12 protein-coding genes are annotated in these 15,197 nt (G+C 41.6%); 4 read left to right on the top strand and 8 right to left on the bottom strand.

Annotation, left to right across the window (positions count from 1 at the left end):
* Window positions 1–593 precede the first annotated feature (593 nt).
* Together Q0064_RS13180 and Q0064_RS13175 are read right to left on the bottom strand one after the other, a co-directional pair.
* The gene (locus tag Q0064_RS13180; protein ID WP_094486702.1) at window positions 594–1,355 is read right to left on the bottom strand and encodes an SIMPL domain-containing protein; all 762 of its coding nucleotides are present in this window, start codon (window positions 1,353–1,355) and stop codon (window positions 594–596) included.
* Between the two features lie 92 nt (window positions 1,356–1,447).
* A complete protein-coding gene (locus Q0064_RS13175) occupies window positions 1,448–1,891 on the bottom strand; it encodes a nucleoside deaminase (protein ID WP_298148679.1) in 444 nt (147 codons plus the stop codon).
* Window positions 1,892–2,022: 131 nt separating this feature from the next.
* On the opposite strand from Q0064_RS13175, the gene Q0064_RS13170 reads away from it, so the two are divergent.
* Window positions 2,023–4,254 carry a TonB-dependent receptor gene (locus Q0064_RS13170; protein WP_298148678.1) on the top strand — a complete coding sequence of 744 codons (2,232 nt, stop codon included), beginning with the start codon at window positions 2,023–2,025 and terminating at the stop codon, window positions 4,252–4,254.
* 124 nt (window positions 4,255–4,378) lie between these two features.
* Here the strand turns inward: Q0064_RS13170 and Q0064_RS13165 are convergent, their stop codons facing one another.
* Window positions 4,379–5,074: an ABC transporter ATP-binding protein gene (locus tag Q0064_RS13165; RefSeq protein WP_298148677.1), complete on the bottom strand. Its 696-nt coding sequence runs from the start codon at window positions 5,072–5,074 to the stop codon at window positions 4,379–4,381.
* Window positions 5,075–5,078: 4 nt separating this feature from the next.
* Entirely contained in the window at window positions 5,079–6,551 is a 1,473-nt protein-coding gene (locus Q0064_RS13160; protein WP_298148676.1) for a DUF5687 family protein, read from the bottom strand.
* 166 nt (window positions 6,552–6,717) lie between these two features.
* Here Q0064_RS13160 and Q0064_RS13155 point away from each other — a divergent pair, with 166 nt between their 5' ends.
* Both Q0064_RS13155 and Q0064_RS13150 read left to right on the top strand, forming a co-directional pair.
* Complete coding sequence (locus Q0064_RS13155) at window positions 6,718–7,764, top strand: ferredoxin--NADP reductase (protein WP_298148675.1); 1,047 nt, start codon at window positions 6,718–6,720, stop codon at window positions 7,762–7,764.
* Between the two features lie 888 nt (window positions 7,765–8,652).
* Window positions 8,653–10,059, top strand: coding sequence for an FISUMP domain-containing protein (locus tag Q0064_RS13150; protein WP_298148674.1), 1,407 nt, complete (start codon window positions 8,653–8,655; stop codon window positions 10,057–10,059).
* Window positions 10,060–10,215: 156 nt separating this feature from the next.
* Here Q0064_RS13150 and Q0064_RS13145 read toward each other — a convergent pair whose 3' ends face one another.
* Complete coding sequence (locus Q0064_RS13145; RefSeq protein WP_298148673.1) at window positions 10,216–10,560, bottom strand: hypothetical protein; 345 nt, start codon at window positions 10,558–10,560, stop codon at window positions 10,216–10,218.
* A 123-nt stretch (window positions 10,561–10,683) separates the two neighbouring features.
* Between Q0064_RS13145 and Q0064_RS13140 the strand changes: the two genes are divergently transcribed.
* A complete protein-coding gene (locus tag Q0064_RS13140; protein ID WP_298148672.1) occupies window positions 10,684–10,863 on the top strand; it encodes a hypothetical protein in 180 nt (59 codons plus the stop codon).
* 96 nt (window positions 10,864–10,959) lie between these two features.
* On the opposite strand, the gene clpX is transcribed toward Q0064_RS13140, so the two are convergent.
* The 3 genes from clpX to tig all read right to left on the bottom strand — a co-directional run bounded on the left by clpX (window position 10,960) and on the right by tig (window position 14,473).
* A complete protein-coding gene (gene clpX, locus Q0064_RS13135) occupies window positions 10,960–12,192 on the bottom strand; it encodes an ATP-dependent Clp protease ATP-binding subunit ClpX (protein ID WP_298148671.1) in 1,233 nt (410 codons plus the stop codon).
* Between the two features lie 35 nt (window positions 12,193–12,227).
* Entirely contained in the window at window positions 12,228–12,932 is a 705-nt protein-coding gene (gene clpP / locus Q0064_RS13130) for an ATP-dependent Clp endopeptidase proteolytic subunit ClpP (protein ID WP_094486704.1), read from the bottom strand.
* A gap of 212 nt (window positions 12,933–13,144) precedes the next feature.
* A complete protein-coding gene (gene tig, locus Q0064_RS13125) occupies window positions 13,145–14,473 on the bottom strand; it encodes a trigger factor (RefSeq protein ID WP_298148670.1) in 1,329 nt (442 codons plus the stop codon).
* Between the last annotated feature and the right edge of the window lie 724 nt (window positions 14,474–15,197).

Raw genomic sequence — 15,197 nt, 5'->3', positions numbered from 1 at the left:
GGTTACTAAGACAAGGTTCTGATAAAGCAAAGAAGCGCGGTCGAAAGGCCGCGCTTTTTTTATGCACGTTTTTCTGGAAAAGTTTTTAGATGACGTTGAAATGCGGGAACGATTTTCTGCGTAAGGGACGGCAGCGGAAAGCTTGTGCAAATGGAGCTTTAGAGCTTGCGCTTTGACTTGGCGACCGGAGGAAGCCAAGAGCTAAGCTTGCAAGCGCTTAGCTCTTTTTGGACAACTTGCAGCGAACGGCGCGACCCCGCAGTGTGATATAAACGCGTAAGGATGCAAAAACGGGGATACGCCCAAATAAGTTGTAATTCTATGTGCTTTGATTTCTTTCTTTCGAACAGTAGCTTTTTAGCGGAAGTGGTAATCGGGAGTATAAGCGTAATTTAAACACAATAAAAAACCCCTTTTCGGTGGAAAAGAGGTCTTCATTATTAAAAAATTTAAAACTAAAAAGTAGTAGCGATATCAATTTTGGGAACTGATAAAACCGAGGTAAATGTATTAATTTATAATGAATCTAATGTTAAATCGTAAAAAAGTTTGTGCCGATTTTTATCTACAATTTTTTATCTCTTTGTTTTGATTTAGTCGAGTTCATATTCTAAACGCACGGTTATACGAGCCGTTTTGTTTTTTGAATACGTATCGTTGATTCCACCGTAACTATCTTCTTCGGTGCTCCCTTGGCCCGTAATTTGAAATACGCCGAGTGTGGCCCGCTTCATTTTACCAAGATCGCCATTACCCGTTTCAACTATTTTTTCGGCACGTTCGCGGGCGTCCTTCGTTGCGCTTTCAATAAGGCTCTGTTTTAGTCCAGGAAGTTTGGAGTAGGTGTATTGAACTGAGTTCGAACTTAATTCAACGCCGCTATTAATTAGCTCCGAGGTTTTGTTGGAAACCTGTTCGATGCGTTTCATTAAATCCGGGTTGTTTTTAGCCGAAAATACAATTGTTTGGCGCGCTTCGTAACCGTCGAAAACTTGAGTGTATTGATTTTGATAGGTGTTATTTGGATTTTCAATTCGTACTTCGCGAAATTTCTTTTCGAAGCTTATTGCTCCAAATGAAAACTCATTACTCTTGAATCCTTTTCCAATGAAGAAATTAGAAACCGTTTTCTGATCGCTTGTAATTTTGTTATAAGCTGTTTTGATGTCTGGCGAGTTCGTAGTAAAACTTGCCGACCACAAAATTTCATCAGAAACAAAGTCTTTTGCTCCCAATCCGATGACAGAAATACTGTCTTCGTTCGCATTTCGATTTCTGAACGAACTGCCTAAAATAGCAGCAGTGGCAATCATGGCCACACCGATGATTGCCGTACTTAAAATTCGTTTATCCATTTGATAAAGTTTTGGTTAGGTGTTAGTATAACGCTAATTTTTCTAGTAACGTATAGCGAACATCGCGCCAAAATATTTCTAGGGAATTGAATTTAATTTCTTTTTTTTCGAAAAAAATCGAGTAGCAATTGCGATGCCTCAAATGCTAGCGGTCCGCTCGAAACTGTTGTTCTCGGATGTAACTGCGCTCCCATTGCTCGGTAGCCCCGCTTGCTGTCTTCTGCAGCATAAACTATCCGTGAAATCTGACTCCAATACAACGCTCCTGCACACATTTGGCAGGGTTCTAAGGTTACGTACAGCGTACAGCCCGTCAGGTATTTTCCACCCAAATAATTAGCGGCAGCAGTGATTGCCTGCATTTCGGCATGCGCGGTAACATCGTGGAGCAGCTCGGTTAAATTGTGTCCGCGGGCAATTATGGTGTTCTTAGCAACAATGACAGCACCAACCGGAATCTCGTCGCGATCATAGGCTTGTTGTGCTTCAAATAAGGCCTGACGCATAAAATGTTCGTCGTCAAAAACTTCAATCATGCTTTTCTCGTAAGTAATCCTCAAAGTAAAGGCGTCCGTCGATTAACAACGGAAAAAATTTTGCCAAAAAGCTTATTTTTATTTTGTCTAAATAAATTAGCCTGCTATTTTTGCACTCAAATTCTATGAAATTGAAATCACTCGCTGTATTCTCCGCCTTTTTGTTCTCTGTCGCTGCATTTAGTCAAGATGCTGACCTCGCTTTAAATGATACCATCAAGCAGCTCGATAACGTAATTATTGAATCCACAACAAATACGGGTCGTATTATCGGACCAAAGGACAACATCATCTACAACGGAAAGAAATCTGAAGTATATGTTGTTTCTAATTTAACGGCCAATACGGCTAATAACAATGTTCGACAATCGCTCATTAAAGCACCAGGCTTGCAGATTTGGGAAAACGACGGCAGTGGCGTGCAAGTAAATATCGGAGCACGCGGTTTGAGTCCGAATCGCAGTTGGGAATTCAACGTGCGTCAGAATGGCTACGATATTTCATCAGATGTTTTCGGTTATCCGGAAGCGTATTACAATCCGCCGCTCGAAGCTGTTGAACGTATCGAGTTCGTGCGTGGTGGTGCTTCTCTACAATTCGGACCTCAATTTGGAGGAACTGTGAATTACATCTTGAAGAAGAATCACGACAAACCTTTCTCATTTACGACTTCAAACACGGTTGGTTCATATGGTTTGTTGAGTTCGTTTAACATGATCAGCGGAAAAGTGGGCAAATTCACGTACAGCGCCTACAACCAATCGCGTAGTGGGAACGGTTGGCGCGACAACAACCGTTTTAATGTTCGCAATTCGCATATTAATCTGGGATACGAGTTTAACGACAAGCACAAGCTACTTTTCGAATATACCAACATGAATTACGTGGTGCAACAGCCAGGAGGTTTAACCGATGAGCAGTTTCGCACGGATGCGCAACAAAGTGCCCGCAAGCGTAACTGGTTTAATGTGCCGTGGAATGTTTTCGCGCTGAAATACAACGTAGCTATAAACGAGTCTTTCTCCATTAATAACACCTTGTTCGGTTTGATTGGCGAGCGTAACAGCGTAGGAAATACCGAACAAATAACAAATCCTGATGTAGTCGATCCAGCTACAAACGATTTTAAAAATCGTCGTCTTGATCGCGATTATTACGCAAACATCGGTCTTGAATCGCGCGCTTTGTACAAATACCAACTTTTTAACCTCACCCAAAATCTAGCTTTCGGCGCTCGTGTGTACAACGCAAACACCGTTCGCAAGCAAAACGGACGCGGTACAACGGGCTTTGATTTCGATCTAACCGAGGTAGGCAATTACACCCGACGCCTTCATTTTAAAACCAATAACATCGCTTTATTTGCCGAAAACACATTCTCGTTCACCGAAAAACTTCGCGTAACGCCTGGCGTACGTATGGAGTATGTGGAAAACGTGGCAGTTGGACTATTTGCCGTAAATCAAGGCAATGGCGTTTATTTGCCAGAACAGCGAAACAACCGCAACTTTTTCTTGGCTGGAGTAGGAGTAGAGTACGACGTTACCAAGCGCATTCAAGCATACGGAAACATTTCGCAATCGTACCGTCCGGTTTTGTTTGGCGATCTAACCCCACCGGCAACAACCGATGTAGTCGATGAAAATCTAAAAGATGCTTCGGGCTACAACATCGATCTGGGTGTTCGTGGAAAAATCCTTAAGTTCTTCACTGCCGATGTGAGCTATTTTTATATGCGTTATAACGATCGTATTGGTGTAGTATCACAATTTGTAGACAACAATCCAGCAAACGGCACCTTTCAGTTCAGAACTAATTTAGGTTCGAGCATTCACAAAGGGGTAGAATCGTCTTTAGACCTTAACGTTACCGAAGCATTCAAACTTGCCGAACGTTTCGGAACGCTAAACATCTTTGGAACACTTTCGTGGATCAGCGCACGTTACAACGATTTCCGAGTAACTTCAACTACAGGAACAGCACCAAACGTAACGATTACCGAAACCAATTTGTCGGGCAATCGCGTAGAAAATGCACCGAGATACATTCACACCATCGGATTAACTTACACCAAATCGGGTTTTACTTTCTCGACTTCGGGCCGTTTCAACTCTGCAGTGTACACCGATGCACAAAATACGGTTGCACCTTCAGCAAATGGCAATGTGGGTAAACTCGATAAATACCAAGTTTTCGATGTGTCTCTGGCGTATAATTTCCTGAAGAAGTACACGGTTACCGCAGGTGCCTCGAATTTCACCGACGAAACATATGCTACCCGTCGCGCAGGAGGTTATCCAGGACCGGGTATTTTGCCTGGCGAAGGGCGCACTTTTTATTTGGGTTTAACGGCAAGTTTCTAAAAATTGAAAAAACGCTTGCTTTATTGTAGGCGAATATATTTCGAGATCTCGCCCGTAGATGAGCAACCTATTTTAGATATTCCTTTTTCGCTTTCAAAGATCCACTTAGCCGTGAGTATTTAAGCTATACGGCAAAGAATGCCTCAAGCTCTTTTAGTGTTTCTTCGCTGGTGCGAATGTCTTTTACAATTTCTCCTTTGCTTAAAGCTACAATACGGTTAGAAACTTCTACCGTATGGTTCAAATCGTGACTCGAAACCAAAACAGTAATGTTCGGATCGGCAGCTAAATCGCCAATGATTTTCTTCAAGCGAAACTGCGTTGTTGGATCTAAATTTGCAAACGGCTCGTCGAGCACCACAACTTCCGGATTTCCAATCAAGGTTCCGATAATCCCGACTTTTTTCTGATTTCCTTTGCTAAAATCGCGGATGTACTTCTTGCTGTTCAAAATTTCGTCGTTGAAAAACTCGCTGTATTTTGCCAGTGTTTGGTCGACATCCGATTTATTCTGCCCGCGCAATTCTCCGATAAAGTAAAAGTATTCCTCGGGTGTTAAGTAGCCAATCAAAAAGCTTTCGTCGAGAAATGAAGCGGTTTTGGTTTTCCATTGCTCGCTAACATTTACTTGAATGTCTTTTATAGATACACTACCCGTTGTAGACTGAATCAAATCGAGCAATAAACTGAAGAAGGTGGTTTTTCCAGCACCGTTGTTTCCGACCAAGCCAAAGCTTTCGCCTCTCGGGATTTCAAGTGAAGGAATGTTTAAAACCGTTGTTGTTCCGTATTTTTTGGTAAGATTATTTACTGAAATCATAGTATTAGTTTTTTTCTTTATAAGCAGCTAGCGTAGCGTATTTTTCTGTTTTATAAGTTTTTACAATCAAGTTGAACATTTTGTCGCGGAACAGGAATCCAATGACTCCTAAAAGCGCTACAAGTGCTATTCCTTCATAGGTTCCTAGCAAAACTTTTCCCGCCATGAAAACAGCCATCGGAAGTAAAAGCTGCGGTAGCGAAATAAGTAAGGTTCTAACATTAAACGCTTTGCGGTCTCCAAAAGCACCTTTTGCCGAAGTCAAGTCGATTGGTGTCTTCGTATATGCACCGCCCCAAAGCACCAAATACGAGTTTACTCCAATATTGTAAATAGCTGCCGCCACTACAATGAGATAAATTTCCAATCCAAAAAACAAGTAAAATGAACCTAGAACCGTAGCCACAAGCGTACCAATTACCATAAGCCACCATTTTGAGCTAATGTAATCGCGATACGGCACGTTTTGGGTCATCATCAACGGATAGTAAGCGCTGTCCCAACTCGGAACAAACTGTCCGAACGAAATCAAGAATCCGCCACTCACAAATATTCCTGCAAACATGTGCATTGCCGGATTGTCGTAAGCGTCAATCGCTCCATTAAAGAACAGCAAACCGTAAAACAAGAACAAAATACTCATGGTTGCTGTAGTTTTTGAACGCTTGTTTCTGCGAATCATACGAATGTCGTTCTTCAAAAAGCTGCCTAAGGTTCCGTATTTGTTCAACCAGGTGTAATTTTCCGTTTGTGCAACCGCAATTTCTTTCTTTAAACCAACATCCAAATACAATTGGCCAAGCAAATATTTATAGGTCATGTAATACACTCCAATAACCAAGGCCACAGTAACTAATACCGTAAGCGGTTGGTCGAACAAAGCATAGAAGATAGGCTTGGTGTAAATGGTAATATCAAACAACCCAAAATACTGCGAAGCGGCAATTGCACCTAAAAGCGTGATAAAGGTGTAAAACAATCCGTCTTTATTAGCAATGAGAATGTTTAGGTAGTTATTGAAGTATATCAACGCTGTCATCGCCACAAACCAAAGCGTAACCGATAGCGGATCGTATCCTTGCACATATAACACTATGGTAAACGGTAAGAAAAAGAAATAATGCAGCACGTTGAAGTACGAAATCGAAGTTTTGGCCAGCGAAAAATGCACCACATACGAACGCGTAACGGGCAATATCAGCATGGGGCGAATGTTCATAACGGGTAATTTCTGCAGCATTTGCCTAAACACTAAATCCATCAAGAAATAGTAAATCAGAAACTGAGAAACAACCACAACAGGATCTTGATTGGTTACGTCTTTAATGATAAAGAAAGAACCAATACCCAAAATCAAGAAACAACCACCAAAATATATGGCTGCAAGGCCAATTAAAATTTTAATTGCTATTTTCTGAGTAAATGCTGCCGAACGAAAAAAGCTTTTCCATTCCAGCCATAAAATCTTTTTATACATAGTTTACCGCTTGATTTGGTTGTTAGATGGCAATCTCGAAACTTTGTTACAAGAAGGCGATTCTAAAAGTAGAATTTTTTCGCTTAACACAAAAAGAAGCCGCCGCCTAGTGTACAATTTTTTTTAATCCATACTCCGTTCCGCTATCTTTGCGCAAATTTTTTTTATGTCAAGCTTTTTTAAACTCCATATAAAAGAAGTGAAACGCGAAACCGATTCTTGCGTTTCTATTGTCTTTACAATTCCAGAACCGCTGCAACAACATTACCAGTACGTTTCTGGCCAATACGTAAATCTAAAACTCACACTCGACGGTCAGGAAATTCGCCGCGCGTACTCCATTTGCTCGTCACCAAACGAAAACGAATTACGTATCGCCGTAAAAGCCGTTAAACACGGAGCTTTTTCGAATTTCGCCAACCAACAACTCAAAGCGGGTAGCGTTATCGAGGTAAGTGCACCCGAAGGCCGTTTTATAGTCGACGCCGAAAAACCTCCACACAACATCGCGGCTTTTGCTGCGGGAAGCGGAATTACGCCGGTAATGTCGATCCTAAAATCGGTCTTAGCATCCGATCCAAACAGCACGTTTTTATTGGTGTACGGAAATAAAAGCCCGCAACAAACCATTTTTTACCAGCAGTTGCACGATTTGCAGCAACAGTATGTAGGCCGATTACTCGTACTGTTTGTTTTTAGCGAAGCCAAACAAGACGGTGCGCTTTTCGGACGTATCGATCGATCGATCGTTAACTACACCCTCAAAAACAAATACAAAGACATTGCATTCGATTCGTTCTTTCTATGCGGTCCCGAAGGCATGATCAACACCGTTTCCGGCGCACTAAAAGAAGCCAACGTGCCCGAAAGCAAAATAAAGTTTGAGTTGTTCTCCACTTCGAGCTCGGAAACCGACCTTAAAATAGCCGACGGTCACACCACAATTACCGTTACCGTAGACGACGAGACGAGCACCTTCGAAATGTCGCGCAAGCAATCGGTACTCGATGCCGCTTTGAAACACGGACTCGACGCGCCCTATTCCTGCCAAGGCGGAATTTGCAGCAGCTGTTTAGCCCGAATTACCGAAGGAACCGCCGAAATGAAAAAAAATACCATTTTAACCGACGGCGAAATAGCCGATGGCCTCATCCTCACCTGCCAGGCACACCCAACCTCGGCAGTCCTAAAAATCGATTACGACGACGTTTAGTCGACACCACTAAGCCGCTTTTCACAGAGCGGCTTTTTTATTTTTTGGGCGTTCCGGCGGTGCACGTTTCGTGGAAATTCTTAGCCGCCGTCGGGCTGTACGTTTCAATCTGTTTTGCGCCATAAATGGAAGCGCAAAACAGGATTTCCACTGCCATCCCTAACGCAAAATCGTGCCGAAACGTTATAGAATTAGATTTGTAAAAACCACTAAATTAACTACTGATCAAATTAAGCAAAAATCTGATTAACAGTTTTTTGTTTGAGGTAATATTGCAATATTACGTTTAAATTTTCGCAAAGCCAATTCGTCTTTTTCAGGGCGAAATTTTGTTGGTTCTGAGGATTTCGTGAGAAAATGCAACGCTAAGAAATTACATAATCTCGATCAAAAAGAATTTAGATTTTAGTTTAGGTATTAGTCTTTAAATAATTCGCCATAGAATAGCGTACAAAAATCATCAACGTCTAAGCTAAAATATTCCCTGCAAGCAATCGAACAGAGGTTTCTATGTTGAATGCGCTACGGCGTATGGGTTACATCAGAGGCTTCCATACCTAATTGCAAGTATTCCATCGACAGGAGAAATCTAGTTAAAGTCGGCAAACAAATCCGAGTACGAGCATTTGTTTTAGGTACCGATAGCAATATCAATTACCAGCCAAAAAATCACGGATAATAGCACTGTTGTTACGTAGTAAAAAAACTACAATTTTAAGCCGCGTTGTCCTTTATTTTGTGTTAGAATAAATTCTAATTAAAGTAGAATATTGTTTATGTTTGTTTTGTCGCATAAGCTAAAAAGTATTGATTTACATATTGTTACAACATCATAACACAAACAATCAAACAGTTTCCTCTATTTTTTCATTCTAAATATTTATTACTATGAAGCAAATTTCAAAAATTTTATTCGCAATTTTTCTTAGCACTGCGGTAGGTTGCAGTAGTAGTGAAGACAATAACGGCGGCCAACAACCTGCGGGTGGTCCAAGCGTAACCGCCGTTACCGTTGTTGAAACACGTGCCACAAGCGCCGATGTACAAGCGCAAGTTACCGATGCGGGCGATACACCCGTAACAGTTCGCGGTTTTGTGTACGGAACGTCACCGCTACCCAATCTCAATGATTTTGCAACCGAAAACGGCGCGGGCACAGGTACTTTTAGCGCAACGCTCGACGGTTTGCAGCCAAACACAACGTACTACGTTAGAGCTTATGCTATAAACATAGACGCCGCAACAGGCAACGAACGAATTAGCTACAGTGGAGACAGGCAATTTCAAACAACTGCTGCCCCTGCACTCCCCACAGTTAATACGCTACAGGTTACCGACATTAAACAAATCTCAGCAAAAGCTTCGGGGCAACTCGTAAACGCTGGAGGTTCTTCAATTAATGAACTCGGAATTTGTTTTGTTGAAGACACAGGAAGCAACCCTACTCCAACTATTAACAATTGGAAAGTTACCGCTGCAGAAACAGCTGGAACTTTCATAGTAACCTTAAAAGGACTAACTAATAACGCGCACTGGATTATGCCAGGCAAAGTGTATCGATACAGAGCGTACGCTATAAATCAGGAAGGAAACGTGGGTTACGGAGAAACGCTGGAATTTACGAACAATACTGCTTTTACTATGGCGGGGCCAAATTGTACGGATGGTAGCGGCAACACATACCCTACAGTAATTTTAGCTGATAAAGTCTGGATGGCTAGAAATTTGAAAACTAATGTTTTTATAGAAAATTCCCAAGCAGTAACAGCTGGCGAAACAAATATATCTTGGAATACTGCTCAACCTAGAAGGTGCACACCTGGAAGTACTTTCACGCAACTTGAGTATGGAAATCTATATAATGCCTATGCAGCTTTTAGTCCTCTCAAATTATTGCCTCAACAGGACGCTCTAAATGTATCTCAATGGCGCATTCCCAATCGTTCTGATTGGGAGGAATTAATTTACTACCTTGGTGGAACCAGCATTGCTGGAAAGGCAATGAAATTATCATCAAATTGGAATGACGGTACAAATTCAAACAATTCCAGTGGATTTTCTGCAATATCGGCGGGATATAGAAATAATTCAGGCTCTTATAACCTTTCTAATAATACATTATCAGTTGGCGAGTTTACTGCTTTTTGGGTGAACAATCCTACGGTAGCAACTTTTGTAGAACTTAATAGAAATTCATCCTCAGCAACTATAAACTCTATACAATCTACAACCACGTCGGCTGCAAATTCTCTTCGTTTCGGTTTTTCCGTTCGTTGTGTTCGAGATAACGAATAGTTAGTTTCACATATCAATTTGAATTAGTTGCCAGCCGAAAATTATCGGCTGGCATTTTTATATTCCGCTTAAAGGCTTACCATAATATTTTTAACAAACAAGGTCGACCTATTCCCTATTGAAAAACAGTGTGTTTTTTGACATTAACACTACATCTCACTTCTTCAACTCGCGAATTTCCTCTTTCAACTTATCGATATAATCTTTTTGAATTTGAATCACGTATTGCGGGTCTACACCGTGAAAAGTAATGGGATCTTCCGCCACAACCGACGCCTCTGCTTTGTACATAGTACCCGTACCCGTTAACAACCACGTTGGCGAAATATCCGGAAATGCCTCTAAAATATTCAACAACGTCTCGTCTTTTACATTCGCATTGCGTTTAATAGCAACCTGAATCGAGTTGTTGCTCATCTTACAACGCTTTTCAAACGCACTAACCGATAAACGATAGGCTTCAATTATTTTCTTTATACGCTGTATAGGCTTTTCTTTCATCTAAAAATTAAATTTTTTAGAACGTTGTTTGTTTTTTTAGATTTTTGTTTACATTTGTAAACGCGACATATAAAGTTAGTAGATTTTTCCGATGTTATGACATTCGAACAAATTAAAAAGTTGATGCGCTATGGAGACTATGCGATCCTCGGGGAAATGCTTCGGATTAATACCGAAGCGGCTAAAATGCGCTTTCTACGTGGCGATAAAGAAGCAAAACGCGCCATGGAACTCATAGTCGTTACACGTAAAAAAATGATCGCCGAATTCATTAAAAAAAGAAAAAACGCTCCTCAATCTTGAAAAGCGTTTCATAAAACAACTCCTTTTTTGGGGTCGTGGTTGATTGGGAAAGCCGACGTAAGTCGGCTTTTTTCTATTTCATACCTACAGTATTCGCTACGAAGCAATTTCTAAACGTTTCAGCAAATTCTTGCTCAGCGACTCGCGCGCGTAGTCTAAATCGACCTCCAACACATTCTCCGACGACGACGGTAAATCGTACATCGCATCTGTAAGAATCGCTTCACACAAACTACGCAATCCACGGGCACCCAATTTGTAATCCAATGCCTTATCAACAATAAAATCTAAGGCGTCGTCGCTGATGCTAAAACTTACCTCATCCATCGCAAAAAGCTTGGTATATTGCTTGATCAGGGCATTTTTAGGTTGCGTTAAAATAGCTCGCAACGTGGCTCGATCTAACGGATCCATGTGCGTTAACACAGGTAAACGACCAATAATTTCCGGAATCAAACCAAAATCTTTTACGTCTTTCGGAATAACGTATTGTAACAAGTTCTCTTTATCAATCGTCGATTTGTCGGCAGTATTGCTGTAACCAATCGCTTGGCGGTTCAAACGTTTGCTAATTATGCGTTCAATACCGTCGAATGCACCACCAGCTATAAACAAGATATTCTGTGTGTTTACTTCCACAAATTTTTGGTCCGGATGCTTACGTCCTCCTTTAGGCGGCACGTTCACTACGGTTCCTTCCAACAACTTCAACAAAGCTTGCTGCACGCCTTCGCCAGACACATCGCGGGTAATCGACGGGTTATCGCTCTTGCGTGCAATCTTATCGATTTCATCTATAAAAACAATTCCGCGTTCGGCTTTAGCCACGTCGTAATCGGCTGCCTGCAACAATCGAGTTAAGATACTCTCCACGTCTTCGCCCACGTAGCCTGCTTCCGTTAAAACAGTAGCGTCAACAATAGCCAAAGGCACATCTAACAATTTTGCAATGGTTTTTGCAACCAAAGTTTTACCGGTACCGGTTTGCCCAACCATGATAATATTCGATTTTTCAATCTCAATATCATCGTCGTCTTTTCCTTGCATCAAACGTTTGTAGTGATTATACACCGCTACCGAAAGTACTTTCTTGGTTTGTTCTTGCCCAATAACGTACTCGTCTAAATAGGCTCTTATTTCCTTTGGTTTTCGCAACTGCAAACCTTGCAACGACTGTAAGCCATTGTTCATGCGCAGTTCTTCCACAACAATGCCATGTGCCTGCTCTATACATCGATCGCAAATATGCCCGGAGATTCCTGCAATCAATAAATTGGTTTCAGGCTTTTTCCTTCCACAAAACGAACATTCTAATACTTCTTTTGGCATAAATTTCTTTTTGGGAGCCGTGGCTCCGATAATTATTAATTGCGGCGCAACACCTCGTCGATCATGCCGTATTCTTTGGCTTCATCGGCTTTCATCCAGTAATCGCGCTCGCTGTCTTTGTAAACACGCTCGTACGGTTGCTTCGAGTGATGTGCAATAATATTGTACAACTCTTCTTTCAACTTGAGCATTTCTCGCAAGTTAATTTCCATATCTGTTGCCACACCTTGTGCGCCTCCCGAAGGTTGGTGAATCATCACGCGCGAATGCGGTAAAGCCGAACGTTTTCCATCGGCACCAGCACAAAGCAAAACCGCACCCATCGATGCCGCCATACCCGTACAAATTGTAGCTACATCTGGCTTAATGTATTGCATGGTATCGTAAATTCCCAAACCAGCATACACGCTTCCGCCCGGCGAGTTAATGTAAATCTGAATGTCTTTCGAAGCATCAGCACTTTCTAAAAACAACAATTGCGCTTGCACAATATTCGCAATTTGATCGTCGATGCCCGTTCCTAAAAAGATGATGCGGTCCATCATTAAACGCGAAAACACATCGAGTTGCGACACGTTTAACTGTCGCTCTTCAATAATATATGGCGTCATGTTGGTTGGCGTCATTGCTGCCGTTATCTTATCAAAGTACAAGGCATTTACACCGTGGTGCTTTGTGGCATATTTTCTAAAATGCTTCGCTTGTTCAAGCATTGCTTTTGGGTCTTTTCCGTAATTCATAATAAGTAATCTTTGATTTTTGATGATAGCCAATATTATACCTAAACTATAATGGCACCCAAATTTAAGATAATGTCAGTACATAGATGCAGAAACTGACAAATGGTCGCAGATTTGGCAAAAGTTTAGTAATTATTTACTGTACTTACCCAACAAAAAATCCCGATTTCTGCAAACCGGGACTTTATCTTTATTGTTTTACTGCTTCAAAATTAGTTTTCGCCGTACATCACTTTAATGAAGTCTTCGTACGAAATCTCCTGTTGCTTTGGCGTAGTTTTTTCAGCAAACAAAGCACTAATCTTCTGCGCTACAACTTGTTCCGAAACGCGACGCACTTCGTCTTGGTTGCTTAAAATACGCATCACAATACCGTTAACCTCTTCATCTGTTGGGTTTGCATTGCCAAATTGTGCCATTTGTTGACGGATAATCGCCGACGCAAAATCTTTTACATCGTCAAACGTTACCTGTATGTTATTCTGCGAAAGCATTTTTCCTTCAATCAATTGGTAACGCAATCCATTTTCACTGCGCTTGTATTCTTCGGCAGCTTCTTCTAACGACAAATTGCGATCGTTCGATTGCGCCAACCACTTAATTAAAAACGCTTCCGGTAAATCAAATTTCGTGTTCTCAATCAAAAATTTGGTTACGTCGTTTACGTATTGTGATTCCGTCTGACGTGCATACTGTTGCGCAGCATCTTCTTTAATCTTCACTTTCATTTCCTCGACATCGTGCACCTGATCCGCACCAAACAAACGATCAAAAAATTCTTGATCCAATGTTGCATCAGTAATAGCACTAATCGACTCAATAGTCGCGTCTACCACTACATCTAATCCGTGTACCTGATCGTGGCTCACTTTCAAGAAATCCATCAATTTGTGGTCGTCGTCAAACAAACCTTTTGTCGGAACTGCAACAACATCGCCTACTTTCTTACCTATAAAAGAAGAAACAACTTCGGCATTTGCAAAAGCATCTAAGCTAATATTCGTTTGGTTCGAAATTCCGGCCTCTTCATTGCTAAACGTCACGCGCAATTCGCTGTCGTTGGCTACAGTTTCTGCTGGAGTACGCTCGCCAAACTGCTTGCGAATGCGGGCTACTTGCTCGTTTAAAAAGGCATCGTCTAGTTTAATGGTGTATTTCGTAAGGTTCGATGTTCCTGAGAAATCTACCGTAAATTCAGGAGCTAAACCAATTTCGTATTCAAACGTAAGATCTTCGCTATCCCAGTTAATGCTGCTTGGGTTACGCATAATCGGGTTACCCAACATATTAATTTGTTCTTTTTGCAAAAAGCGGTTCAATTCTTGGTCAACCAATTTCACCACTTCTTCTACTTTTATCGACTTGCCGTACATCTTATCAATAATGGCGCGCGGCACTTTTCCTTTTCTAAAACCTTTAATAGCGGCAACTGCTGCAGTTTCGTTGAGGCGCTTCTTCACCTGCCCGTTGTATTCAGATGCTTGCACATCAATTTTTATCGTTTCCGTTAAAGCTTCTTGCGGTATGCGTGTAATCTCCATACTGAGTAAATTTGCTATTAAAAATTGGAGTGCAAAAGTAAGTAAAAATCAGCCTGTTTTAGCAGCTGTTTTATTTTTTTGGGCGTGCCCCGCAGCTTTTTCCGTTCGGCCGATGGCACTGCTGCAAAAAGCCGCCGGTCAGGCCTTTCGCTGCAAACCTGAACGCGATATAAAAATTGAAATCAGAAAATATTTAAATGGTTGATTACAAGGCGCATTCATTTGGGATACTCTAGTATCGCAAATTAATGCAACAAAGTAAGCGACCGTTTAAATGTTTAGCGAATCCGATTTAAACAGTTCTTGTTCTGTCTTAATCTTAAGGTTTTGTTTAACAGCGATCTGATAAAGATTTTTAATCGAGTTCAGGTTTCATGGTTTTTGTGCATTGGGCAAGCGGCTACGGCGGTTCGGGCTTCCGCTGGTCGCCCGCGCAACCGTGCCGCTTGTCCAAATTCACTGCAAACGCTTTCCGCTACAGTCCTTCACGCGGGAAAATCGTGCGCAAAAAAATAGAATCAGAGTTGATTTAATCTTTGATTGTTTTTTTCGCTACCACAGCTTCCCCTTACTTCTTCACGATCAGGAATTCGCTACGTCTGTTGATGGCGTATTGTTCTTCGGTGCAGTTTTCTTTGCAATCGATTTTGGGTTCGCTTTCTCCGAATCCTTTTCCGGCGATTCGGTTGCTGGCAATTCCTTTAGAGATGACGTATTGTACGGT

This window comes from Flavobacterium sp., from assembly GCF_027490375.1.
GTDB lineage: Bacteria > Bacteroidota > Bacteroidia > Flavobacteriales > Flavobacteriaceae > Flavobacterium.
The sequence above is the reverse complement of the archived record's forward strand: the minus strand, read 5'-3'. Positions and strand labels throughout refer to the sequence as shown.